Source organism: Paenibacillus sp. FSL K6-3182, from assembly GCF_037976325.1.
Taxonomy (GTDB): Bacteria; Bacillota; Bacilli; order Paenibacillales; family Paenibacillaceae; genus Pristimantibacillus.
On the sequence record NZ_CP150265.1, the window covers coordinates 6,149,338 to 6,171,427 of the forward strand.

Genomic DNA, 22,090 nt, shown 5'->3' on the forward strand with positions numbered 1-22,090 from the left:
TTTTGTTTAATAAATAGTATCAAGATCCTTCTCCTTGTACAAGCTGTACAAGCGATTTATTACATAGAGAAGCTGTGGAAGTAATGAATGGACGTCAGCTTCTGCGTATCCGCATCAATGAAAAGCTTTAATAAGGCTTCATCTCGCTCGAATACGATACCGTCCTCCGTCACATAATCGGGTTCCCCTAACGCATCCTTTACAGCATCTACTGTCGCTGCAACTTCACTTCCATCAATCAGCAGCGTTTTGGTATTCTCCGCCATTTCAACAGATTGTATGAACTCACTGCTAAAGATGACATTCATATTCGGGTATTCATAGGTGATCAGATCGGTTAAATCCGGGTCAGCCGTTTTGCTTTTTGGTTTACCCAGTTTCTGAATCACAAGGCTTGGATCATCATAAAGCGTGATGCCGTTAACCGTTTGAAGCGTAAATTTTGGTTTTTTTGCCTTCACAACCAGTGTTGATTCTGCTGCATAGGTAACTTCGGTTACAGTAGAGGGAGATGCAGAAGCGATTACAATTTCTTGAGTTGCTTCCTCAGCCTTTATCGCCTTCACTGGGCTTGAAGCAGTCACTGGCGAATACGTTGCGGTGACCTGTCCAATATCTCCCGTGTATGCGAATATACCTCCGATTAAACAACCAATAAGAATAAACGTCCTCATAATTATCTCCCTCCTATGCGGGATTGTCGAGCTTCCTTTTGCTTATACTTACATATAAACCGTTCGGATTGCTTTGAAACAGGTTAAACATTTATTTTTAAAATATAATGATATCTCCAAGCCGCAAATTTATTTGGTTTCAATCATGACTAAGCATATATCATCCTTCTGGCTGACACTCGCATGCTCCGATAAAAACGCACTGACCATTTCCGCATGCTCACTCGCATCTTTTTTTATTAGCTGTTCGACAAGCATATTAAGCTTATCCTCTTCTTTATCTCCAAGAGATTCACTTAATCCATCCGTATAAAGAACGATCTTCATATGATCCTCGTAAGAGATGCTGCCCTTTTGGATGTCGATATTTTCAAACAACCCAATCGCACAGCAGCCTGCAGTCAACAAGGTTGTCTCGTCGCCAATTAGCACTTTTCCCGGAGGATGCCCAGCATTTACATATTCAATGACCCGCTTATTCGTATCCAGCACTAAATAAATGGCGGTAAAATAATAATTTAGCAGTTCTTCCTTTTTATACAGCTGGTTCATATACCGATTCAGCTCGCGCATAACAAGACTTGGATCGGTAATATGCGTAATTGTATCCTTAAGAACCGAGGAGATATACATGCAAACCAGTGAAGAAGAAATGCCATGTCCCATCATATCCAGCAAAATAACGCCGTAACGATTCTCATCAATCGGGTACCATGCGTAAAAATCGCCCGCAAGCTCCGAAGAAGGCTGATATACAGCGCTTATCGCCACATGATCATCGTTGATCGGCTGGCTTAATACATTTCTTTGCACCTTCTTGGCTAACTCCAGCTTTGCTTTAATCTGCCTGTCTCTTTCTTTGTGCCAATCAATTTCTCGTTTGAGCCTTAAAGCAGATCGAATCCTAGCGAGCAGCTCCATCTTGTTGATCGGCTTCATCACGTAATCACTGGCACCGGCATCAAGCGCTTCCGCCATCTTGCTGGAATCGCCAAGCGCAGTAACAAAAATTATCGGAACATCCTTATAGCGCTCCACCTGCAATATTCGTTTGCAAGCTTCTAAGCCATCAATCTCCGGCATCATCATATCCATCAAAATCAAATCTACGTTTGATTCAGTCGATAGCGTACAATCAATGTCCAGCATCGTATAAAGCTCTTTTGCCGAGGACGCGATTTTCAAATTTTTATATCCTTCTTTATTTAAAATAGCTTTAATAATAATCTGGTTAGTAGCATTATCATCTACAATTATAATACTCATATGCAGGCTCCTTTAGCTCCAATAACTACTACTTATATTCTGAGCGTAAGCGGTAGTAGAGTCAAATTTTTATAAGTAAAATTACCAAGCTGCATATTAACTTATAAGCTTACTTATAAAATTGAAACTTAGCTTTCTAATAAAGGGCCTACCCTCGCGGATAGGCCCTGATTGAATTCTTGGTAGTTGTGGAGTCTGTTGTTAGCCCATGTATTGAGGGTAGTAGTATACAGCAGGGTCAAATTCTTCACCTGTATATTCTTTACCGCCCCATGCGATGACCAAGATTTTATCCTGATCCATCTCGCGCTCAAGACGCTGTGACTCTTGCTCCGAAATACCAAGTGATCTCATCTTCGCCCGCAGCTCATCTCCGGTCGAGCGGAAAATGTTTGCGATCGCCGATCCTAGACCTTCCTCGGAAATGCCGATTTTCTCAGCGTCCGTGTTGTCAGCAATACGATTTGTCCGGTCCTTGTCATGCGTCAGTACAAAAATTTTGTCCTTCGCATAACCTTCCGTTTGAAATTTATAAACCTGCTCTTGCACCTCGACAGCGTTGTTTACCGTGTGTACCTTCGTATTGGATAGTTGATTCATAATAAATTCCTCCTCCGTTTTTGTTTGGAATCGTTTTGTTTAGATTAGTGTTGTTCTACATTGTTAGATGAAGTTAACTGACTCGTCTTCTACCAACGATGAGAGAAACAATAAAGAGAATAACGAATACGACGAATAATATTTTTGCTATCCCGGCTAATGCGGAGGCAATGCCTAGAAATCCGAAAATGCCTGCGACAATGGCAAAAATGAAAAATAATAATGCCCATCCTAACATCGGAATCATCCTTCCTTTGAAGCTTTTTTTGTTAATTGGGTAATTTGTTAACTTGTCATGTTATTAACCAGCCTAGTGACCTTTGAAACAACCCATTCTCAGACTTCCGAATTGTAAATAGGGCTATTAATGAAGAAATAAATAATCCGTTTTTTCAAATGTTTCAGAAGCTCTGGAATAGGTTAAGAGACTACACCAAAACAAATCGATAATAGAAAAGGCTGGTGATGATCGATGGAAAAGCAGCGTATACACGTTAATGGCATCGATTTAGTCTATGAAGAATGTGGCAGTAGTAAAGGAGACGTCATTGTATTGCTCCACGGCTTTTGCGGCTCATCTCAATACTGGCAAAAAATCTGTCCTGTATTAGGTGATCAATATCGCGTCATCATCCCTGATCTCCGCGGTCACGGCGGTTCATCTGCTCCTGAGGGCCCATATACAATGGAGACTATGGCCGAGGATATTGCAGCACTTTTGGAAGCACTTGCAATTGAGAAGGTTGTTATGTTCGGTCATTCCTTGGGCGGTTATGTAACAGCCGCCTTTGCAGAGAAATATCCGGACAAGCTCGCAGGTTTTGCCCTTATCCATTCGACTGTGCTTCCCGACTCCGAGGTAACAAAGGAGAAACGTGATACAGATATTGAAGCGATTCACGAAAAAGGCATTTCAAAATACTTGTACAGCATCATTCCTAATCTATTTACCGATGATAAAGTCGGAGAAATGCGCGACGAGGTCAATCAGCTAATTGGAGTAGGTCAGGAGATGGAGGTACACGCTGCTATTGCTACATTAGAGGGGATGAAGATGCGTCCCGACCGCAGCCATGTGCTGGCTGAAGCCAAATACCCTATTTTGCTAGTAGCAGGCGCTGAGGATGGTGTCATTAAACCTAATGATACGTTCACGGTTACGAGTCTGGATCAACCAGAAACGACGTTCAAATACCCTCATATTCTGGAGACTACTTTTGAAAATGTCGGACATATGAGTCTTATGGAAGTATCCGATCAGCTAGCGAGAGTGATGTCGACGTATTTGAAAACGCTATTAGAGCGTGAGAAAACGAGAACTGAAGCAAAAACTGAAAATGCCGCAAGCAGCTAATCTATCTTTTTTCACTACAAAATGTTTCATATTATGCTAAGTGGGGTAAATAAGAATAAGCAGGTAACCCCCTATCTACCTGCTACAAAATAACTGGAGGTGCTAGTTACTATGAGTAGTACGAATACTTCTTATCGAACGGGAGAAATTGTTAAGCATGCTGGGAACTACATTTCAGAGTCAGGCAAGAAAGATAAGCTCCAAAAGGGAGAAAAATTCCCTGCTTGTCCTATTAGCGGTAATGAAACAACTTGAAGTAATGCCGATTAGCGCAAAATAAACGTATGGAACCATATTGAAGGGCTGTCTCAGAAGTAGATTATATACTTTTGGGGCAGCCCTTCTGGCATTTTAAATTTACGCTTACGCACTTGTATACTTGTATGGTAGTATGGTAGTGTGAAGATGAAAGGAATGAGCCGATGGATTACCATGTACGTCAACAGCCCCTATCCACTAGAGACTCCGTTTATATGCAGCTAAGAGAACAGATTTTGAAGCTGGAACTGCCGCCTGGAACAGCTCTTTCAGAGAATGAGACTTCCATTTTGTTCAATGTCAGCCGTACTCCCGTTAGGGAAAGCTTCCTTAGACTCGCACAAGAGGGTCTTGTTCAAGTGCTTCCACAGCGGGGAACACTCGTTTCATTAATCGACACTGCACTCGTAGAGGAAGCAAGATTTATGCGAGAGCATCTAGAGAGGGCTGTCATTCGGTTAGCGTGCAGCCATTTTCCTGCACTCTACCTTCTCAAGCTTCAGAACAACCTTCACCTTCAGCAGGAAAGCATTCACAACAAAGATAACCAAAGTATGTTTTCGCTTGACGAGGCTTTTCATCGCATCTTATTTGAAGGCTGCAGCAAGAGCAACACCTGGTCGAATATGCAGCAAATGAATGGGCATCTCAATCGAAGCCGTATGCTGCGTCTGGTGGATGATCTCCACTGGGAAAATCTTTATTCGCAGCATCGCATGATGGCAGAAGCTGTAGAGGCTCATGATGCGGATACTGCTGAACGGCTCATGACGGAGCATCTTACTCAGAACATATCCGATCAGGCCGTGCTTAAGGAAAAGTATCCTCATTACTACAAATAAAACGGGAGGATTGATACGCATGAAAATGACTTTTAGATGGTTCGGAGAAGGCAACGATACGGTTCCCCTTAGCTATATTAAACAAATTCCCGGTACAGACGGTATCGTCTGGTCGCTTCATGATGTTGCGGCAGGAGAGGAATGGCCGCTGGAGCGAATTTTGGAGGTAAAGCAGCAAGCAGAGCAATACGGTTTGCATATCGATGTCGTTGAAAGCGTTAACGTGCACGAGGACATTAAGCTTGGTTTGCCGTCGCGTGAATTATACATAGAAAATTATAAGAAAACAATTGAGAAGCTCGGCAGCGTTGGCGTTAAAGTTATTTGCTATAACTTCATGCCCATCTTCGATTGGCTGCGCACCGATTTGCACAAGCCGATGGGCAATGGTGCAACCGCTTTATTTTATGAGAATAGCCGAATAGCTGATGCCGATCCATTCCAATTTGTTGAAGAGATTAACGCAAACTCAGCGCTCACTATGCCGGGTTGGGAACCTGAGCGGCTTCAGCATTTGACCAAGCTGTTTGAGGCTTATCAAGGTGTGACCGAAGAGCATCTATGGGAAAATCTTCGTTACTTCTTAAATGAAATTATACCTGTAGCAGCACGCAACGGCATTCGAATGGCCATTCATCCGGATGATCCTCCATGGTCTGTGTTCGGATTGCCGCGTATTATGACAGGACAGGAAAACTTCAGAACTTTCCTTAAGCTTTATGATAGTCCGTTTAACGGAATTACGCTTTGCAGCGGCTCGCTCGGTGCAAATCCTAGCAATGATATTATTTCTATGATTCATGAGTTTGCAGATCGTATCCCATTTGCCCATATCCGCAACGTCCGCGTGTATGAGAACGGAGATTTTATCGAGACGTCTCACCGTACAGAAGATGGGACGGTTGATATCGCCGGCATTGTGAGAGCTTATCACGAGGTGGGCTACACAGGATATGCAAGGCCTGATCATGGGCGTCATATTTTTGATGAGCAGTGCAGACCGGGATATGGCCTATACGATCGTGCACTCGGCATTATGTATTTATGGGGGCTTTGGGACGCGTATCAGCTTGCAGCCGCTTCGACTGCAGGTTTGGAGGGCAAATCATGACACAGCTGCCTAAGCATGAGTCATTTGAAGGCAAGGTCGCTGTCATCACTGGCGGTGCTGGCGTACTTTGCCGAGTCATGGCGCTTGAGCTTGCTAGACAAGGTGCCAAAATCGCTATTCTCAATCGCACCGCTGAGAAAGGGATTGCCGTAGCTGAAGAGATACAGGCTGCCGGCGGGATCGCCATCGCTGTCGCATGTGACGTCACCAACGCTGAAAGCACGAATGCAGCAGCAGCCGCTGTGCTCGATAAGCTTGGTCCATGCGATATATTAATTAATGGTGCAGGCGGCAATCATCCTAGCGCGAATACGACGAACGAGACCTTTAAGCCAGAGCATCTTCACGTAGAAAATATAACGACGCTGTTTAATTTGAGCATTGAAGGATTCCGCAGCGTCATGGATCTCAACTTTATCGGCACACTTATTCCAACGCAAATCTTTACAGAACAAATGCTTGGCCGTCAGGGCGCAACGATCATAAATATTTCATCGATGAGCGCTCCATCGCCGATGACCAAAGTACCTGCCTATAGTGCAGCTAAAGCAGCTATCGTCAATTTCACACAGTGGCTGGCCGTTCATCTAGCTGAATCCGGCATTCGAGTTAACGCTATTGCTCCCGGGTTTTTCCTGACTGAGCAAAACAGAAAGCTGCTATTGGACGAGGATGGTCATTTAACCGAACGCTCGGGCAAAATTATTTCCCATACTCCAATGCGCCGTTTCGGCAAACCCGAAGATTTGCTGGGCACTCTATTATGGCTCGCTGACGAGACAACGGCAGGTTTTGTCACTGGTACAACGATTCCAGTGGATGGCGGTTTTTTAGCGTATTCAGGTGTTTAGTTTTTCATAAAAAAGAGCAGGCTGCCTAATAGACTTATCGTCTGGGGCAGCCTGCTAACCTTTTTCCATACATTTGCTTAAAAAATCCAGCTTAATCAAGGGTATATTCAAGCGCTGGCATAAGCAAGGTCAAAAGCTGCTGCTGCTGTAAAATCCAGCTCCGTAAGGCCGCCATCATGCCATGTCGTTATTCGGAGCGTTACCATTTTATAATCGATAGCTATGAATGGATGATGGTTCAGACGCTCGGATGCTTGCGCTACCTCGTTTACGAAAGCGATAGCACTTGGAAAAGATTTAAAGCGATATTTTTTGATCATCCATTTACCATCCTCCCGCTTCCAGCCTTCACATGCCGCCAAGCTTTTTTCGATTTCGGGCTCCGTTAGCTTCATACATTCCCCACCTTCGTTTCATTATGGCCTTACTCCTGTGTAAGGCCTATCTTATTTCATAATGTTATAGCAAGAAAAAGGATTGAACAAGTTTCGCCACAAGAAAAACGCCGCCCAGGGAGCTGGACAGCGTTATTTTTTTAAGGCTTATGCTGTTTATTGGATGAACGATACTTGTGCCCCTTAACACTACAGCTTCGGGCAGTTGGAGCAGTATTCTTTGTCGCTTGTGACCTCATAGTAGAAGCAGCAGGTTTTGCGAACCCGCATAGGTGTATTAGAAACAGATGAGCAGGTCGGTTCGATATAAAAGCGGCTTAGCGGATTTTGTTTTTCCCCAAATAAAGCACCAGGAGCCTGATGAATCAAATACTGAAAGTCTGCTCGGGCTCGGGATTGCTCTTGCTGTTCACCCGTTAATCCAATTCGTTTCTCGTAGAGCGAGAATATACGAACCGCAACATTTTCCCATAATATCGGTTTTGGCACGTTCGCTGCTCTAGACATGACCGCAACTAATTTTCCTAAGTTCTCAGCAAAAAGAGCTTGCATAACTGTATTGCGCCAAACATGCCGCTCGCTGGCTTCAGGCATTGCAGCATCACTATCGGCAAGACTGACATGCTCCAGCCAAGAGTGGCCCGGTGACGATCCAAGAATACAATTACGTGCAGATAAATTCAGTCCCTTGTTGTAAACTGTCATGGCGTACAGCAGCGGTGCTGTAGTTAAGAAGGCGTACCTTTTAAAAAACTGCGATGCTGTGACCATCCTCGATGGGGAGTGTAGAATGACGGTCAGCCTGTCCAAATAGTCGGAGCACATCTCCATGTCGAGCAAATCCAAAGCGCTCACCGATCCGACTGAGCGGGTTCCATCATATTCACACAAGCCAAAATGTTGGCTCAAATAATCCCTCTCATTCTGCGCGAGCTGCGACTGCTTGTTCATACACAATCCCCCTCTGGCATTTTCGTTCAAAAAGGTTTTAATTGAGCGCCTCCGCGATCTGATCAACAATCAAATTGATGGCAATCGGTCCATAATAACCAATCCACTGCGCTGTGTTTTCCTCATATACCCGATTTTCCTTAACCGCACTCATGCTTTTCCAGATCGATGTGTTTTGAAATTCAGTCGTTAGCTCCAAATTCGTTTCATCCTGAAGTAGAAATAAATGATCGGCAGCCAGCTCTGGGATAACTTCAAGAGAAATCATCATGCTTGAATCCTTGCTGTTAACTGCCATTTTAGGTGGAGTCAGACCTAGATCGTCGTACAAAATCTGTGAAGTTCGATGGGATGTCGTTTGGAGACGAATCATTTCATCTCTAGGCCTAATCAAAGCAACCGTTTGTCCCTTCATTTTATCTGCCAATGCTGCTTTTAGATCGCTTATCTTTTGCTTGTAACCATCAACCAGCGCCTGCGCCTCTTGCGGCTTATTCAAGATTTGCCCAAATTTCAAAAGTACGGTCCGCCAATCCTCATTGCGCTCTAGTGTAATCGTCGGTGCGATTTTAAGTAAATCTTCGTAAATATCATCATGGAATTCTGTTGCAATGATGAGATCCGGCTCAATCGCAATGATTCCTTCCAAATTCGGTTCTACATACGTCCCAAGTAACGGGATATTGCCCATCTTATCGCCCAGATAGGGAGGAAGTCCGTTGTCGGTTTCGGCTATTACGCTGCCCGCCGGCTGAAAGCCCAGCGCCAGCATTTGATCCGCGTACTGGACATCCAACACGACAATTTTCTTAGGTACGCTCTCGAGAGTTAATTCGCCCTTCAAATGTTTGATCGTGACTGGTGCTGCAAAGGCCGGTTCTGTTACGGAGCCGCCTTTTGCGGACTCTCCATTTTGGGCTTGAGGTTGATTCGTCGTACCTCCCCCAGCGTTGCTGCTGCCTTTGTTTGAACTGTCTGAGCATGCGCCCAGAATCATAACCAAACTTACTAACAGGCTAATGGTCCAAATCCATTTGATTTTTGAATACATATGTATAATCTCTCCCCTTTTTCTTGTTGAGAATGACAATCATCTTCACTTACAACACTATAACGACTCTCTCTGTTATCTTCAATGGATATTTGCGCCACTGCCCATGGATTGTGGCGACAAAAAAACACCGTTGCTCGAATACGTAGATTCGGATGCAACCGTGTTTATATAAGAAATGGAAATCGAAGCGCTAGTCATGCTTCGCTATTTCCGTTATATCAAATTATTTGGCGTTTAAGAAAACCTCCGCCACTTGATCGACCACCTGGTTCATCGCGATAGGGCCGTAATAGGCAATCCAAATGCTCGATTTAGCGTGGTAAACATGCTGCTGCTGCACGGCACGCAAATTTTTCCATGTCGCAGTGGTCTGAAGCTCTTCCGACCAAGCTTTATATTTGTTGTCGGTCAATACGAAATAATGGTCAGCATCCAGCTCCGGCAGCCCTTCCAAAGCTATTAAAGAGCTGGTCCTTTTGCGGTCAACCGCTAGCTTCGGCGGTTGAAGCCCCAGATCGCTGTATAGAATGGCTGCCGTACGATGAGCACTTGTGTGCAGCCTAATGATATTATCCCGCGGACGAATCATCATGACTGACTGTCCATGCAGCTTGTTTGCCAGTGCCGATTTTAGCCCGCTGATTTTGTGCCTATACTGCTGTAAGACCTGCTCTGCCTCAAGCTTTTTGCCCATAATTCGCCCGATGGTTCGCAAGGTTTCTCTCCAATCGCGATTTCGCTCTAGCATGATGGTCGGCGCAATATGGGTGAGGCTTCTATAAATGTTTTGGTGGAACTCCGTGCAGATGATCAAATCAGGCTCTAAAGCACGCAGAGCTTCCAGATCGGGTTCAGCCATCGTTCCCAAGGCCTTAACCGAACGCTGCTTGTCTATTAGATACTCTGGAACGCTGATATGATCTCCGGTTACGATGACGCTGCCCGCCGGCAGCTCACCTAGAGCCAGCATATGGTCCATAAACTGCGGGTCCAGCACAGCAATTTTCTGTGGCTGCCGCTGGAGCAGCAGCTCGCCTTTGAGATGAACAATCGTCCGCTGTGAGCGGCGTATAGCCGCATCCAGGGGATCTGATGCCGCCTTCTCTTCGCCGCTTTCCAATTCCAGCTTAGGTGCGAATAACTTATCATTCTCCGAATCATCAACTTTGAGATGATGCATCGTTTCTCGGTACATGCTTGGAGAAACACCCGTATAACGCTTAAATAAACGGCTGAAATAATAGCTGTCCTCATAACCGACTGCTTCAGCAATATTTTTAAGCCCTATATTCGTACGAGACAGCAGCTCCTTGGCCTTGTCTATACGGATTTGCATCAGGTAGTCAATCGGTCCAAGAGACAGCCGCTTATTGAACATCCGCTGCAACGTCCGAGAACTGCAATTTAATAATGCTGCAAGTGTGTCTGCTGTAATCGGTTCGGCATAGTGTGCATTCATATATCTAACAGCCTCAAGTACCGCATCCGGAGAAGCTTGCTCCATCCGCCTGTGCTGCAGTTGCCCCATCAGCTCGCAAATAAACTGATAAAATAATGATTTTACCTGCAGCTTCGCCATCGCTCCCGGCTGGTTCCACTCCTGCTCCATACGGGACAAGGACTGGAGCAGCGGAGCAGCAGGACTCGCCGCAAAACCATATTGGATTTCAAATGGTTCCGTGCTAGCCAGCAATTGAAGTAAATCTTGGCTGCATGGCAGCGGAAGAGTAGCTTTATACTGAATCATATAATATTCTAAATGGTCGGTGATATCACAAATTGTAACAACTGCGCCTTTGCCGGCGTGGCATACATACCCACTCTCCAATTGATGCCCAGCCCCGTCCAGAAGGAGCCGAGCACGGCCATTTATCGCGTATAATAGAGTACTCGACGTAAGCTGAGAGGAGTGTAAATTGTCGCCAATCGTAAGCTCGGCTCGCTGCACATCCAATATTTTCAGCGAAACAAGGTTCCACAGTATAAGGTGATTTTCCATATTCATAATATGATGTCAGCTCCTAAGTTTGTCGCCTCCGTACAATATGTGTGAATTATATCATGAACATCAGAATTTGAGATCAACCCAATCATTCAGACCATTCTTCATCCAGCAGTTATTATATAACGTAAATAGCCCGGCAGGTCGTAGAAGACCTACAGGGCTATTTTTCTTTGAATCATTATTCTACTTCGTTGGATGTCCGCAACTCATAGAGTTCGGGTACATCACATTTAATCGTTGCAGCTATCGATATCGCTATCTTGAGTGGCATGATTCGTTTGTTGTCGATATAGTCGCCGATCCTCTCGGGTCTCACCATCAGTGCATCTGCAAGCTGCGCCTGTGATAACCCGCGTTCGCTTAATCGCTGCTCCAACAGGCAATCGCCCAATTCGTATTTCATCGTATTGCACCTCCATTTAACGGAACGCACAATACAAGTCTACCCAAGCAACCCTCTCTATACCCCCTCAAGACTTGTCATTATCACAATATGAAAGGAAGGACTATTCATTTTAAAATTAATTAGCTGTTCACTTTCTCTTTGGTATAGCGATTCGCCGGAATCTGTAAGCCGAGATTGCCGCGCAGCGTATCCGATTCATAATCAGTGCGATAAATGCCGCGCTCTTGGAGAATAGGAACTACAAGCTCAACAAAATCATTCAAGCCGCTTGGAATCGAAGAATGAATAATGAAGCCGTCTGCTGCTCCCTCTTCATGCCACTCTTGAATCAAATCAGCAATTTTCTCAGGTGTACCGATGAATTGCGGACGCGGAGTCGCGGATTGAAGCGCAACCTGGCGCAGCGTAAGATTTTTCTCTTTCGCTACTTTTTTAATTTTGTCCGTGCCGCTGCGGAAGCTGTTTTGACCGAGGTCACCAAGCTCTGGGAACTGCTCATCAAGCGGATATTGAGAGAAGTCATGATGCTCGAAGAAACGCCCTAAATAGTTCAATGCATTCTCGATCGTCACTAACTCTGCCAGCTCTTGGTACTTGCGCTCAGCTTCCTCTTCCGTGCGTCCAATAATCGGACCAATGCCAGGAAGAATTACGATATCATCCACCGAACGGCCTTCAGCCACCGTACGATCCTTCACGTCTTTATAAAATGCTTTGGCATCTTCGATATTGTCATGGCCTGTGAATACCGCATCTGCTGCTTTGCCAGCCAGCTTCTTGCCGCTCTCAGAAGAGCCTGCTTGAAAAATAACCGGATGCCCTTGCTTCGAGCGAGCAATATTAAGCGGACCTTGAACGGAGAAATACTCGCCTTTATGATCTAGACGGTGCAGCTTAGACGGATCAAAAAACACACCTGACTCTTTGTCTCTGACGAAAGCATCGTCCTCCCAAGAATCCCACAAGCCGCGTGTCACTTCCAAATACTCTTCGGCAATTTTGTAGCGCTCATCATGTGTCGGATGATCCGTTTTGCTGAAATTGCTTGCCGAGCCCTCAAGCGGAGATGTAACGACATTCCATCCAGCACGACCGCCGCTAATATGATCTAAAGAGCCAAATTGTCTTGCAACCGTAAACGGCTCACTATATGAGCTCGATAACGTGCCAACCAATCCAATTTTAGACGTAACAGCTGCCAGCGCGGACAAAATCGTAATCGGCTCAAAGCGGTTTAAAAAATGTGGAATCGATTTTTCATTTATATATAGACCGTCAGCGATAAATACAAGATCAAACTTACCCGCTTCAGCAGTCTGTGCCTGCTCCGTATAAAATTTAAAGTTCACGCTCGCATCAGCCGGCACTTCCGGATGCCGCCATGCCGAGATATTGCCTCCCACACCATGAATCAATGCGCCAAACTTAAGTTGCTTGTGGTTCGCCATAATAAACAGCCTCCTAATAAACATAGTATGATTGATCTTCTGACAGCAAAAGCAGCCGTCCTGCTAAGTTACCTGCAATAACGATGCTTCCTTTAATTGAAGCCGATAGCTCTTAACGAGCGTTTCCCCGTTCATTAAATCCTTATCGAATGCGCGCTCGAAGCCGAGGCGCTCGTACAGCCTTACAGCTGAATCCATCATGTCTGAAGTATGAAGATGCAGCGTCTCCGCTCCCCATTCCTTTGCAAGCTTTGCACTGGCACGGATAAGCTCCGTCGCTACGCCGAAGCCGCGTGCTGCCTGTGATACAGCGAGCAGGCGAATAATCGGTGAATGAATTTGAAGCTCCGGCCGTCCATAGGCCGCTTCAGAGGAATCAAACAAGAACACACTTCCAACGATCTTCCCGCCCAGCACCGCGACTAAACGCGCCTTCGTTGCTGCTCCTTCAACAGATTCCAGTATGCTTTCTTTATATTGATTCCATGCCGCTTCAGGCAGCACTTGCTCATATTGGCCATAAGCATCAATAAGCACTTCCCGTGTAGCATCTAGATCCTCAAGCTCAGCATTACGAATAATGACAGCTGTATCAGACATGCTTCTTCACCTGCTCTCCCTTTATATGATCACAATGGCTATATCTTTTAAAATGGCATTAATCTAATTGCGAGAGTCCAGCTCTCCCTGCTTGATTCGACGAATTTGACCTAAGTGACCTTGCACGTGCTTCACAAATGCCGGTACGATCACAGCTATTGATACGGGCTCACCTTTAAAGTTAATGCCGGTCTTGCTCCATTCTTCCTCAGTCAAACGATTAAACAACAGGCTGTTATATTGAACAAGTGAACGTGCAGCAAGCAAAATATCTTTAACATCGCCTTCATTTGCCCTTTGGCCAGACACCCAAGCATCCTGTTTAAAGGAAGGCAGCCTTGTCTCGGAGCCAGACAAGATTTCACGAATGCGAAAGGATACGATAATGCTGTGATCAACGAGATGAGCGAGCACCTCGGTCACACTCCATGACTCAGGGGCCGCCTTCCATTTCAGCTGGTGATCCGACAGCCCTTCCAATTCCTGCTCAATTTGATCATATACGTTCACAAATGCATGAATATCGACAATGGGTTCGCTCATTTAAAATCCTCCTCGTGAATAACAAAAGTAAATTGCGTTATGCCTTGCTAAAACGATCAAGCTCAAATAATCTCAGATCATAGCCTGTATTCTTTTTTTGTATTTTGTCAGCCAAAATCTCGCCTACCACGCTCGCAAATTTAAAGCCATGACCGGAAAAACCGCCAGCAAGCAGCACATTATGATGCTCAGGATGAGCATCAATAATGAAATCCTCATCAGGCGTAAACTCGTATTTGCATACTGCACCCCGCAAAAGCTTGCCGGCCGCATCCGGAACAAAAGCGGCAAGCGCGCGGCGAAGATCCTCTTCATCTTCCGGATAAGCACCAAATGGAGCAATCGGCTCACCTGGCTGCCATTCCACGCCTGTATCGTGTCTGCCAATTTTAATTCCTGCGCCGCCAATGCTCGGAAAGCCGTAGTAGCCTCCCATCGCGCCTCCCCAAGTGAAACCGGGAAATACGCCTGCATCAAAAGCGGGTGAACGCGTTTCAAACCACCCAACTACCTTGCGAACTGCACGAATGGGAAGCTTAACATGATTCGCGAGCATGCCAAACCATGCGCCGGCGGTAATAATGATTTGCTGTGCGGTATAAGCAGCTTCTTTCGTATGAACGGCGACGCTTGAAGCACTCGCCTGAATATCTGTAACGAAGCTGTTTATCAGAAGCTCTGCTCCGGCTGCTAAAGCTTGCTGCTTATAAGCTGCAACACATTTTTCACTGTATAAGTAACCCGCATTCGGTTCGTACATCCCTTGGAAGGAGTCAGCTAATTGAACACCTGGAAAACGCCGATTAATTTCTTCCGCACGCAGCAGCTCCACTTGAACGCCATTGGCCATAGCATCGCCTAATCTGCCTTCATAATTATAAAAGCTCGTTTCTGCCATATTCAGTACGCCCGATCGCTCCAGCAGCTTTTCCCCCGTTGCTTTCTCGAGTGCCAGCCACCTCTCATCAGCACGAAGCGCCATCTTTACATAAGTATCGCCGCCATGATAGGCATGCCGGATTAGACGCGGCTCGCCGTGATGGCTTCCCATATTATGCGGCGGATAAAAAGCATCAATGAGCAGTGTCCTTGCTCCGCGGGCTGCAAGCTCATAACCTGCGCTCATCCCCATGGAGCCTGCCCCAACGATGATCACATCATATGATTTCGGAATGTTGTCGTCCTCCCGGCGCATTCTCGCCCGCCAGCTTGCGCAGAGCATCCACAGCAAGGGAAGCAAAAAAAGAAGCAGCAATCGGCAATGCTTTTTCATCTAAATCAAAGGCTGGATGATGCCATTCCTGTGAGCCGGCTGTGCCAAAAAACACAAACACCCCTTCGGACTCCTTCAAATAAAACGCAAAATCCTCGCCTGCCGGAGAAGGCGTCGGCTTCACCACTGCAAGGCCAAGAGCATTCGCTGTTATCGAAGCTTGATCGGCCCACTTCTGATCATTGACAACTGCCGGCGGCCCTTCCAGCCACTTCACTTTCGCACTCGTTGCAAACGCCGATGCTACACCATTTACGACCTGATCAAAGCGCTCGCGCACTGTCGTACGGACATGCTCTTCAAACGTACGCAGCGTACCGTCAAATACCGCTTTGTCCGAAATAATATTCCAAGCGGTTCCCGCATGAAGCCTTGTCACACTAACAACCGCACTGTCCAGCGCACTTACGCTGCGGCTTACGATCGATTGCAGCGCCGTAATCATATGCGCCGCGGTTACGATCGGATCAAGACCCGCTTCAGGTACTGCGGCATGACTGCCGCGGCCTTCCACTTCAACGACAAAACCATCAGCTGCCGCCATGATTGGCCCACCTGTAATTCCAATCGTTCCAACTGGGAGATCCGGCTTGTTATGCATGCCGAACACCGCGCTCACGCCTTCCAAAGCTCCGCTTGCAATAAGCTTCTGAGCACCTTTTGCTTTTTCTTCCGCAGGCTGGAACAACAAGCGCACCGTTCCTTGCAGCTCCTGCTCCCGTGCCTTGAGCAAAAGAGCAGTTCCTATAATCGACGCCGTGTGAAAATCATGTCCGCAGGCATGCATTTTACCCGGAATTTTTGAAGCAAATGCAAGTCCCGTCTCCTCCTGTATCGGCAGTGCGTCTATATCCGCACGAACCGCGACAATTGGACCGCCATGCAATCCTCCAATCTCTGCAATGACACCGGTTTGAAGTCCATAATCAACAACTCGAATGCCCGCCTCCGTTAACCAGCCCCGTATGGAAGCCGTCGTCTCGAACTCCTCATGAGAAAGCTCAGGATGCTGATGCAGCTGCCTTCGAATGGCTATCAACTTCTCCTCTATGAATTGGGCTGAGAAATCGCTCATACCAATTCTCCTTCAAAGGCTTCCTTAAGCAGCTCGAAGGATCGTACACGCTTGGCGAAATCAGGAATAATCGTCGTAAAAATAAATTCATCCACACCATACTGCTCCCCAATTTCAAGCAGTCGTTTGCGAACCGTCTCCTTGGTGCCCCGAGTAATATCGGCATCCCGTTCCTCCGCTGTAAACGTCTCTCCCGCCTGCCTAGCAAATTCCTTCGCTTGTTCCAGCGTGCCAACGTTTACTGTTTTTCCGCTTGCCAGTGTAACTCTCACATTTTTAAAATGACCTGCCAGCTCATTCGCTTCTTCTTCCGAATCGGACGCTATTACTGACAACGCTAGAATCGCTTTAGGCTCTCCGCCAAAGGATCGATTAAATTTATTCCGATACGTATTTATCGCCTTTTGAGCCGTATCTGGATCGTTATTAATGAATAATGCAAAAGCATACGGATAACCCTTCTCCGCAGCCAGCTCCGCGCTTGATAAGCTTGTGCCAAGCAAAAAAATGTCAGCAGGCTGCTTCGGCAGCGGACTTGCAACAAGCCCAGCCAGCGGATGCTCTTCGCCAGTCTTATCATGGAGCAGCTGCTCCAGCTCTGTCAGCTTCTCAGCTAAAGTATCGGCTTCCGCTACGCCCTTCTGCAAAGCTTTCGTAGAACGCGGCAATCCGCCTGGTGCTCGCCCGATGCCAAGTTCAACTCTTCCTGGCGCGAGTGAAGCAAGCACATTAAAATTTTCTGCTACTTTATAAGGGCTGTAATGCTGGAGCATTACGCCGCCTGAACCAATGCGAATGGATGATGTTTGAGCCAGCAAATAAGCAATAAGCACCTCTGGCGAGGACCCCGCCATCCCGGGAGAATCATGATGCTCGGATACCCAGAAGCGCTCGAAACCAAGCGTTTCTGCCAATTGCGCCAGCCTCACGGTATTCGCCAAAGCTTCAGCAGCAGTTTGACCGGGAAAAATTATACTTTGATCCAGAATGCCAATTTTGAGTGACATATTGATTCGCTCCTCTATGTGTTAGATGGAATAGACACCCTCAGGTGTGATCCGTTTCAAAAATTGTTTGGTTCGTTCTTCTTTTGGATTGGTGAAAATATCGTTAGGCCTGCCCTCTTCAACGATCGCTCCGCCATCCATAAAGACAACATGGCTGGCAACATCCTGCGCAAAGCTCATTTCATGGGTCACAATAATCATCGTGATGCCTTCTTTTGCGATTTTGCGAATTACGCTAAGCACCTCGCCAACCAGCTCTGGATCAAGCGCCGAAGTTGGCTCATCGAACAAAATAACTTCTGGATTCAGCGCCAGCGCACGAGCGATGCCTACACGCTGCTGTTGTCCGCCAGACAGCTCGCTCGGATAGGCATGCAGCTTATTGCCAAGACCAACCTTTTCAAGCAGCTCCTCGCTTTTTTGCCGCGCCTCTTCCTTCGGAAGCTTCTTAACGATGAGTAGACCTTCCATTACATTTTCAATTGCCGTCTTATGCTTAAATAAATTATATTGCTGGAAAACCATTGCGCTTTTTTGCCGAAGCGTATGGATTCCTTTTTTATCGGGACGCTTGCAATTAACGGTGAAATCACCAATCGAAATTTGACCGTCGCTAGGCTTCTCTAAATAATTGATGCAGCGCAGCAGCGTTGTTTTCCCGGAGCCGCTTGGCCCGAGTATCGCAACGACCTCGCCTTTTTTGACTGTAAGATCGATTCCTTTGAGCACTTCATTGCGTCCAAAGCTCTTCCTAATTTGCGTCAGCTTAATCATGAGACACCGCCTCTGTTGTACAGGTTAAAGCGCTTCTCGGCTAACGCGGTCAGTCGCTCGATGAAAAAGGTTAATCCCCAAAAAATAAGAGCTGCGGCAAGGTAAGCCTCAAAAAACTTCCAGTTTGTTGAAGCAACGATTTGCGCTTTAGCATTAATGTCAACGACGGACACTGTAAAAGCCAGCGTTGATCCGTGCAGCATGCCAATTACCGAGTTCGATAAGTTAGGCAAGCTGGCAGCAAAGGCTTGGGGCAAAATAATTCTGCGCATCGCTTGCGGGGTCGTCATTCCGATTGAATACGCTGCTTCCATTTGTCCGCGGTTAACCGCAAGCAGTCCCGATCTGACAACCTCAGACATGTATGCGCCAGCCGTAATCGAGAAAGAAATATAAGCGAACCCTATCATGGGAATCGAGACCGAACGGAACGATAAGCCTAACGCCTCAGCTATACCATCAACGATAATCGGCAAACCGAAATAAATAAGCAATAAATGCGTTAGCATAGGAGTTCCGCGGATGACGGTAACATAGGAAACGGCGATAGGATAAAGGACTGGAATCTTATAAAGTCTAATGACAGCTACAGATGTCCCAATGAGAAAGCCGCAAAAAACAGAAACGAACGTAATCGCCAAAGCCGTTGGCACCGCGCTCAAAAGCTGAACAAACGCCGTCCATATGAATGCGAAATCAAGCTTCATTTTCCCTTCCTCCTCTGCCAAAGCCTATTCCGGCTGCAAACCGCCTTGATTTATCTTTTTTGATAAGTGGTTCTTTGTCTTCTACCGCGATGCGGCGCTCATGCTTCAATAACCTGCGTTCGATCAAATGGAACAGCTTCTCAAGCCCAAAGCTCAAAATAAAGTAGATAATCGCTAGCGAAACATACGTTTCAAGGAAATGCCTGGACATAACAGCCAGTGTCTGTGATTTTCCTGTTAATTCCATAATACCTAATGAAAAGGCGAGTGATGTATCCTTCAAATTTGCAATGACAAGATTAGAGAATACCGGCAATGCAATCGAAACGGCTTGAGGTAGTACAATTCGGGTAAAAGCTTGGAAACCCGTCATTCCTACCGCGTAAGCTGCTTCAACCTGGCCCCGATCCACTGCCCCGACAGCCGCGCGAATCATCTCCGCTATATAGGCTCCGCTGTGCAGCGCATAAGTAAGAATGACAAAATATAATGCCGGCACTTTAGCTACATCCAAATGAAAAAGCTTCAAAACTTCAGGCAAGCCGTAATAAAACAGAAATAGCTGAATGAGTATAGGCGTCCCTCTAAAAAAAGATAAATACACCTGCGAAAACCGTCTTAGAACCGGAATCTTATAAAGCTGGGGAAAGGCGACAATAAATCCGACGCCAACCCCAAGTACGATGGAACTCACCACAATAAGAAGAGTGACTTTCAAGGTAGGCAGCAGCTTTATTAGATACTCGAACACATAGCTGATATCAAAAGGTTCTCCCACCTTAGCCATCTCACCTTTCAATTGGGTTTATTTTTCTTGGGATGTAAAATCATCGCCCAGCCATTCTGAGCTAAGCTTAGCCAGCGTACCGTCTGCTTTCAGTTCTTTGATTACCACATCAACAGCATCAGAAAGCTTTTGCTGCTCCGGATCGTCCTTGCGGAACATGAACAAGATGTCTGCTTCGCTCAGTGCCGGTCCTACTGCTTTAAGCTCTTTCTTCGGATCAACTAACGATAAAGTAAAGTCAGCAGCGAGGAAGGCATCCACTCGGCCCGAGGTTACTTGCGATACGTTGTCGTTTGCACCGCCATTTTGATACACAAGCTCAAGCGCGTTTCCGTTTTCCTTATTGTAATTCTCAAGAATCGTTGCCGCTGCGCTTGTTGCCGTTGTTAGCACTTTTTTACCTTTTAGATCAGCCAACGTTTGAACTGAATTATTGTCTTTGTCTACAATGATCTTATTTCTCCAGTGCGCATAAGGCTCTTTATTAAAGAGGTACTTTTGTACGCGTTCCGGATTTTGCTCCATCTCATGTGCAATCATGTCAATTTTTTTCGTTTCCAAGCTTAACAGCAGGTTCGTAAATTCAAGCGTTTGAATGTCAAATTCATAATCTGGAAGACGTTTATCAATTTCTCTTACAAGCTCTACATCGAAACCAGTAAGCTTACCATTCTCATCTATAAAGCAAACTTTAGGGAATTGTGTTCCTGTGCCAACAACAATTTTAGTTACGGATTTGGAAGCCTCTCCGCTTCCTGTTTCCGCACTGCCGCCGGTGTTGTTTTTATTGCTTCCGCAGCCAGCAACGGTAAGGGCAAGGACGAGTACAATCGATAAAACGAAACGTTTTTTCATTTTCTTTTTCCCCCAAATCATCAAATGTTTAAATCCTTATAATTCCTACCTGTTAAGTAAGGATTATGTTGAATTCACTTTACCACCGGACTGCCAGCTTCGTCAATCCTCTAGCTTATAGAGATCTTCTATAAGAAAATTGAATAATCCAATGATACTTTTATCAACAAAAAACGTCCGCTGCTTCAGTAGGAGCAGCGGACGAATGCGATTAAGTGCACTATTCATATCGGCTTAACTGTAATTATGAATGTACCATACCCATCGCTTTTCGAATAATAGAGTTTTTGTATTACAGATTTATATTTGCTGATAAGCTTAGCTCCGCCTCAGCTAATTGCTTGCCTATTTCGGTAATGGCATGTACAAATTCCAGATGCTCTCCATGATGCGAAATGAGGTTCGTCTGTAAAAAAATCCCCTCCGTCTCCGGGACGCGTATCGGATAAAGCTTCCCATCCTGCAGCTCCTGCTGGGCGCATAAGCCTGGAAGAAACGCGATGCCAGCTTTCTGAATGACAAGCTTTTTGGCCATCTCAGAATTATCCGTCTGAATTTGAATGTTGGGCGGCAGCTCCAAATTCTCGAATATACGATGAATGCGAAGCCAATCCAATGAGCCGCATTCAAAAAAAACGAGCGGCTGCTCAGCGATTGCCTCAACCGTCAGCTTATCCGTTGTTAAGAACGGATGCCCATGATACACATGCAGCCGTATTGGATCTTCAAAGAACTTGGTCGACTGCAGGTTAGGATGATTCACCTTGCGAACAAAGCCAATATCTACTTCCTTGCTCAGCACTTTATTCACAATCTCATCCGTGGTGCTTGTGACGATTTTATAGTGAGTGTGTGGGAATTTCTTCTTTAAGCGAGGTAATAAGTCAGGAATAATATAATTGGAGACAGACACGGTACAGCCAACTCTGAACTCGTTCGGCAAAGACTTCTTCTGATTAATATGCTGCTTGCCCTTCTGATAGATGAGCAGCAGCTGCTGGGCATAAGGGAGAAATCGTTTACCGTCTTCCGTTATTTGAATCTGTTTGCCATTTCGATCGAACAGCTTGCAGTCGAGCTCCTGCTCAAGGGACTTAATTCTTGCTGTTACAGAAGGCTGAGACAAATACAACGCGTCAGCTGCTTTATTAAAGCTACCACAATGGATGACATAGACAAATGCTTCTATATTCTCAATGTTGATTTGACACACCTCCACTCACTTAAATCCAACTAAACCAATACGAATATATA

General features: G+C 45.9%; 26 protein-coding genes. 5 read left to right on the forward strand and 21 right to left on the reverse strand.

What is annotated here, in order from left to right; translation table 11 throughout:
* Nucleotides 1–59 precede the first annotated feature (59 nt).
* From MHH56_RS27060 to MHH56_RS27075, 4 genes are all read right to left on the reverse strand, one after another.
* A complete protein-coding gene (locus MHH56_RS27060) occupies nucleotides 60–674 on the reverse strand; it encodes a hypothetical protein (RefSeq protein WP_339204742.1) in 615 nt (204 codons plus the stop codon).
* 129 nt (nucleotides 675–803) lie between these two features.
* On the reverse strand, nucleotides 804–1,940 hold the full coding sequence (locus tag MHH56_RS27065) for a fused response regulator/phosphatase (RefSeq protein WP_339204743.1): 1,137 nt from the start codon (nucleotides 1,938–1,940) through the stop codon (nucleotides 804–806).
* A 201-nt stretch (nucleotides 1,941–2,141) separates the two neighbouring features.
* Nucleotides 2,142–2,540: a general stress protein gene (locus MHH56_RS27070; RefSeq protein ID WP_339204744.1), complete on the reverse strand. Its 399-nt coding sequence runs from the start codon at nucleotides 2,538–2,540 to the stop codon at nucleotides 2,142–2,144.
* 73 nt (nucleotides 2,541–2,613) lie between these two features.
* The gene (locus tag MHH56_RS27075) at nucleotides 2,614–2,778 is read right to left on the reverse strand and encodes a DUF1328 domain-containing protein (protein WP_076269061.1); all 165 of its coding nucleotides are present in this window, start codon (nucleotides 2,776–2,778) and stop codon (nucleotides 2,614–2,616) included.
* 234 nt (nucleotides 2,779–3,012) lie between these two features.
* Here MHH56_RS27075 and MHH56_RS27080 point away from each other — a divergent pair, with 234 nt between their 5' ends.
* The 5 genes from MHH56_RS27080 to MHH56_RS27100 all read left to right on the forward strand — a co-directional run bounded on the left by MHH56_RS27080 (nucleotide 3,013) and on the right by MHH56_RS27100 (nucleotide 6,956).
* Nucleotides 3,013–3,894, forward strand: coding sequence for an alpha/beta hydrolase (locus MHH56_RS27080; protein ID WP_339204745.1), 882 nt, complete (start codon nucleotides 3,013–3,015; stop codon nucleotides 3,892–3,894).
* A 111-nt stretch (nucleotides 3,895–4,005) separates the two neighbouring features.
* Complete coding sequence (locus MHH56_RS27085) at nucleotides 4,006–4,149, forward strand: hypothetical protein (protein ID WP_339204746.1); 144 nt, start codon at nucleotides 4,006–4,008, stop codon at nucleotides 4,147–4,149.
* Nucleotides 4,150–4,316: 167 nt separating this feature from the next.
* The gene (locus MHH56_RS27090) at nucleotides 4,317–4,994 is read left to right on the forward strand and encodes a GntR family transcriptional regulator (protein WP_339204747.1); all 678 of its coding nucleotides are present in this window, start codon (nucleotides 4,317–4,319) and stop codon (nucleotides 4,992–4,994) included.
* Nucleotides 4,995–5,013: 19 nt separating this feature from the next.
* A complete protein-coding gene (gene uxuA, locus MHH56_RS27095) occupies nucleotides 5,014–6,105 on the forward strand; it encodes a mannonate dehydratase (RefSeq protein ID WP_339204748.1) in 1,092 nt (363 codons plus the stop codon).
* The gene (locus MHH56_RS27100) at nucleotides 6,102–6,956 is read left to right on the forward strand and encodes an SDR family oxidoreductase (protein ID WP_339204749.1); all 855 of its coding nucleotides are present in this window, start codon (nucleotides 6,102–6,104) and stop codon (nucleotides 6,954–6,956) included. The genes uxuA and MHH56_RS27100 overlap by 4 nt, the downstream gene beginning before the upstream one ends.
* A 107-nt stretch (nucleotides 6,957–7,063) precedes the next feature.
* Here the strand turns inward: MHH56_RS27100 and MHH56_RS27105 are convergent, their stop codons facing one another.
* The 17 genes from MHH56_RS27105 to MHH56_RS27185 form a co-directional block, all read right to left on the reverse strand.
* The gene (locus MHH56_RS27105; protein WP_339204750.1) at nucleotides 7,064–7,351 is read right to left on the reverse strand and encodes a 4a-hydroxytetrahydrobiopterin dehydratase; all 288 of its coding nucleotides are present in this window, start codon (nucleotides 7,349–7,351) and stop codon (nucleotides 7,064–7,066) included.
* Nucleotides 7,352–7,540: 189 nt separating this feature from the next.
* Nucleotides 7,541–8,302: an IucA/IucC family C-terminal-domain containing protein gene (locus MHH56_RS27110; protein WP_339204751.1), complete on the reverse strand. Its 762-nt coding sequence runs from the start codon at nucleotides 8,300–8,302 to the stop codon at nucleotides 7,541–7,543.
* 37 nt (nucleotides 8,303–8,339) lie between these two features.
* Entirely contained in the window at nucleotides 8,340–9,353 is a 1,014-nt protein-coding gene (locus MHH56_RS27115) for an iron-siderophore ABC transporter substrate-binding protein (RefSeq protein WP_339204752.1), read from the reverse strand.
* Nucleotides 9,354–9,579: 226 nt separating this feature from the next.
* Nucleotides 9,580–11,361 carry an AraC family transcriptional regulator gene (locus MHH56_RS27120; RefSeq protein ID WP_339204753.1) on the reverse strand — a complete coding sequence of 594 codons (1,782 nt, stop codon included), beginning with the start codon at nucleotides 11,359–11,361 and terminating at the stop codon, nucleotides 9,580–9,582.
* 178 nt (nucleotides 11,362–11,539) lie between these two features.
* Nucleotides 11,540–11,764 (reverse strand): helix-turn-helix transcriptional regulator, encoded by a 225-nt coding sequence (locus tag MHH56_RS27125; protein WP_339204754.1) that lies wholly within the window; start codon nucleotides 11,762–11,764, stop codon nucleotides 11,540–11,542.
* Between the two features lie 122 nt (nucleotides 11,765–11,886).
* Nucleotides 11,887–13,215, reverse strand: a complete 1,329-nt coding sequence (locus MHH56_RS27130; protein ID WP_339204755.1) for an LLM class flavin-dependent oxidoreductase — start codon at nucleotides 13,213–13,215, stop codon at nucleotides 11,887–11,889.
* A 63-nt stretch (nucleotides 13,216–13,278) separates the two neighbouring features.
* A complete protein-coding gene (locus MHH56_RS27135; protein ID WP_339204756.1) occupies nucleotides 13,279–13,815 on the reverse strand; it encodes a GNAT family N-acetyltransferase in 537 nt (178 codons plus the stop codon).
* Nucleotides 13,816–13,878: 63 nt separating this feature from the next.
* Nucleotides 13,879–14,358, reverse strand: a complete 480-nt coding sequence (locus tag MHH56_RS27140) for a DinB family protein (protein ID WP_076269073.1) — start codon at nucleotides 14,356–14,358, stop codon at nucleotides 13,879–13,881.
* Between the two features lie 37 nt (nucleotides 14,359–14,395).
* Nucleotides 14,396–15,553, reverse strand: coding sequence for an N-methyl-L-tryptophan oxidase (solA, locus tag MHH56_RS27145; RefSeq protein WP_339204757.1), 1,158 nt, complete (start codon nucleotides 15,551–15,553; stop codon nucleotides 14,396–14,398).
* Nucleotides 15,516–16,706 carry an amidohydrolase gene (locus MHH56_RS27150; protein ID WP_339204758.1) on the reverse strand — a complete coding sequence of 397 codons (1,191 nt, stop codon included), beginning with the start codon at nucleotides 16,704–16,706 and terminating at the stop codon, nucleotides 15,516–15,518. The genes solA and MHH56_RS27150 overlap by 38 nt, the downstream gene beginning before the upstream one ends.
* Nucleotides 16,703–17,713, reverse strand: a complete 1,011-nt coding sequence (locus MHH56_RS27155; protein ID WP_076269075.1) for an LLM class flavin-dependent oxidoreductase — start codon at nucleotides 17,711–17,713, stop codon at nucleotides 16,703–16,705. Before MHH56_RS27155 ends, MHH56_RS27150 begins: the two co-directional genes overlap by 4 nt.
* Before the next feature lie 21 nt (nucleotides 17,714–17,734).
* A complete protein-coding gene (locus MHH56_RS27160) occupies nucleotides 17,735–18,487 on the reverse strand; it encodes an amino acid ABC transporter ATP-binding protein (RefSeq protein ID WP_076269076.1) in 753 nt (250 codons plus the stop codon).
* On the reverse strand, nucleotides 18,484–19,194 hold the full coding sequence (locus MHH56_RS27165) for an amino acid ABC transporter permease (protein ID WP_339204759.1): 711 nt from the start codon (nucleotides 19,192–19,194) through the stop codon (nucleotides 18,484–18,486). Before MHH56_RS27165 ends, MHH56_RS27160 begins: the two co-directional genes overlap by 4 nt.
* The gene (locus MHH56_RS27170; protein ID WP_076269078.1) at nucleotides 19,184–19,972 is read right to left on the reverse strand and encodes an amino acid ABC transporter permease; all 789 of its coding nucleotides are present in this window, start codon (nucleotides 19,970–19,972) and stop codon (nucleotides 19,184–19,186) included. The genes MHH56_RS27165 and MHH56_RS27170 overlap by 11 nt, the downstream gene beginning before the upstream one ends.
* Before the next feature lie 27 nt (nucleotides 19,973–19,999).
* Nucleotides 20,000–20,836: a transporter substrate-binding domain-containing protein gene (locus MHH56_RS27175; RefSeq protein ID WP_339204760.1), complete on the reverse strand. Its 837-nt coding sequence runs from the start codon at nucleotides 20,834–20,836 to the stop codon at nucleotides 20,000–20,002.
* A 102-nt stretch (nucleotides 20,837–20,938) separates the two neighbouring features.
* Nucleotides 20,939–21,064 carry a hypothetical protein gene (locus MHH56_RS27180; protein WP_339204761.1) on the reverse strand — a complete coding sequence of 42 codons (126 nt, stop codon included), beginning with the start codon at nucleotides 21,062–21,064 and terminating at the stop codon, nucleotides 20,939–20,941.
* A gap of 64 nt (nucleotides 21,065–21,128) precedes the next feature.
* On the reverse strand, nucleotides 21,129–22,040 hold the full coding sequence (locus tag MHH56_RS27185) for a LysR family transcriptional regulator (RefSeq protein WP_339209741.1): 912 nt from the start codon (nucleotides 22,038–22,040) through the stop codon (nucleotides 21,129–21,131).
* Between the last annotated feature and the right edge of the window lie 50 nt (nucleotides 22,041–22,090).

Excerpts from the sequence above, each read along its gene's own strand:
- MHH56_RS27090 (WP_339204747.1), top strand. The coding sequence starts at position 4,317 with ATGGATTACCATGTACGTCAACAGCCCCTATCCACTAGAGACTCCGTT.
- MHH56_RS27075 (WP_076269061.1), bottom strand. The coding sequence starts at position 2,778 with ATGTTAGGATGGGCATTATTATTTTTCATTTTTGCCATTGTCGCAGGC.
- MHH56_RS27180 (WP_339204761.1), bottom strand. The coding sequence starts at position 21,064 with ATGAATAGTGCACTTAATCGCATTCGTCCGCTGCTCCTACTGAAGCAG.
- MHH56_RS27135 (WP_339204756.1), bottom strand. The coding sequence starts at position 13,815 with ATGTCTGATACAGCTGTCATTATTCGTAATGCTGAGCTTGAGGATCTA.
- MHH56_RS27120 (WP_339204753.1), bottom strand. The coding sequence starts at position 11,361 with ATGAATATGGAAAATCACCTTATACTGTGGAACCTTGTTTCGCTGAAA.
- MHH56_RS27065 (WP_339204743.1), bottom strand. The coding sequence starts at position 1,940 with ATGAGTATTATAATTGTAGATGATAATGCTACTAACCAGATTATTATT.
- MHH56_RS27080 (WP_339204745.1), top strand. The coding sequence starts at position 3,013 with ATGGAAAAGCAGCGTATACACGTTAATGGCATCGATTTAGTCTATGAA.
- MHH56_RS27155 (WP_076269075.1), bottom strand. The coding sequence starts at position 17,713 with ATGTCACTCAAAATTGGCATTCTGGATCAAAGTATAATTTTTCCCGGT.
- solA (WP_339204757.1), bottom strand. The coding sequence starts at position 15,553 with ATGCGCCGGGAGGACGACAACATTCCGAAATCATATGATGTGATCATC.
- MHH56_RS27160 (WP_076269076.1), bottom strand. The coding sequence starts at position 18,487 with ATGATTAAGCTGACGCAAATTAGGAAGAGCTTTGGACGCAATGAAGTG.
- uxuA (WP_339204748.1), top strand. The coding sequence starts at position 5,014 with ATGAAAATGACTTTTAGATGGTTCGGAGAAGGCAACGATACGGTTCCC.
- MHH56_RS27115 (WP_339204752.1), bottom strand. The coding sequence starts at position 9,353 with ATGTATTCAAAAATCAAATGGATTTGGACCATTAGCCTGTTAGTAAGT.
- MHH56_RS27105 (WP_339204750.1), bottom strand. The coding sequence starts at position 7,351 with ATGAAGCTAACGGAGCCCGAAATCGAAAAAAGCTTGGCGGCATGTGAA.
- MHH56_RS27165 (WP_339204759.1), bottom strand. The coding sequence starts at position 19,194 with ATGAAGCTTGATTTCGCATTCATATGGACGGCGTTTGTTCAGCTTTTG.
- MHH56_RS27125 (WP_339204754.1), bottom strand. The coding sequence starts at position 11,764 with ATGAAATACGAATTGGGCGATTGCCTGTTGGAGCAGCGATTAAGCGAA.
- MHH56_RS27130 (WP_339204755.1), bottom strand. The coding sequence starts at position 13,215 with ATGGCGAACCACAAGCAACTTAAGTTTGGCGCATTGATTCATGGTGTG.
- MHH56_RS27085 (WP_339204746.1), top strand. The coding sequence starts at position 4,006 with ATGAGTAGTACGAATACTTCTTATCGAACGGGAGAAATTGTTAAGCAT.
- MHH56_RS27100 (WP_339204749.1), top strand. The coding sequence starts at position 6,102 with ATGACACAGCTGCCTAAGCATGAGTCATTTGAAGGCAAGGTCGCTGTC.
- MHH56_RS27060 (WP_339204742.1), bottom strand. The coding sequence starts at position 674 with ATGAGGACGTTTATTCTTATTGGTTGTTTAATCGGAGGTATATTCGCA.
- MHH56_RS27070 (WP_339204744.1), bottom strand. The coding sequence starts at position 2,540 with ATGAATCAACTATCCAATACGAAGGTACACACGGTAAACAACGCTGTC.
- MHH56_RS27150 (WP_339204758.1), bottom strand. The coding sequence starts at position 16,706 with ATGAGCGATTTCTCAGCCCAATTCATAGAGGAGAAGTTGATAGCCATT.
- MHH56_RS27140 (WP_076269073.1), bottom strand. The coding sequence starts at position 14,358 with ATGAGCGAACCCATTGTCGATATTCATGCATTTGTGAACGTATATGAT.
- MHH56_RS27110 (WP_339204751.1), bottom strand. The coding sequence starts at position 8,302 with ATGAACAAGCAGTCGCAGCTCGCGCAGAATGAGAGGGATTATTTGAGC.
- MHH56_RS27175 (WP_339204760.1), bottom strand. The coding sequence starts at position 20,836 with ATGAAAAAACGTTTCGTTTTATCGATTGTACTCGTCCTTGCCCTTACC.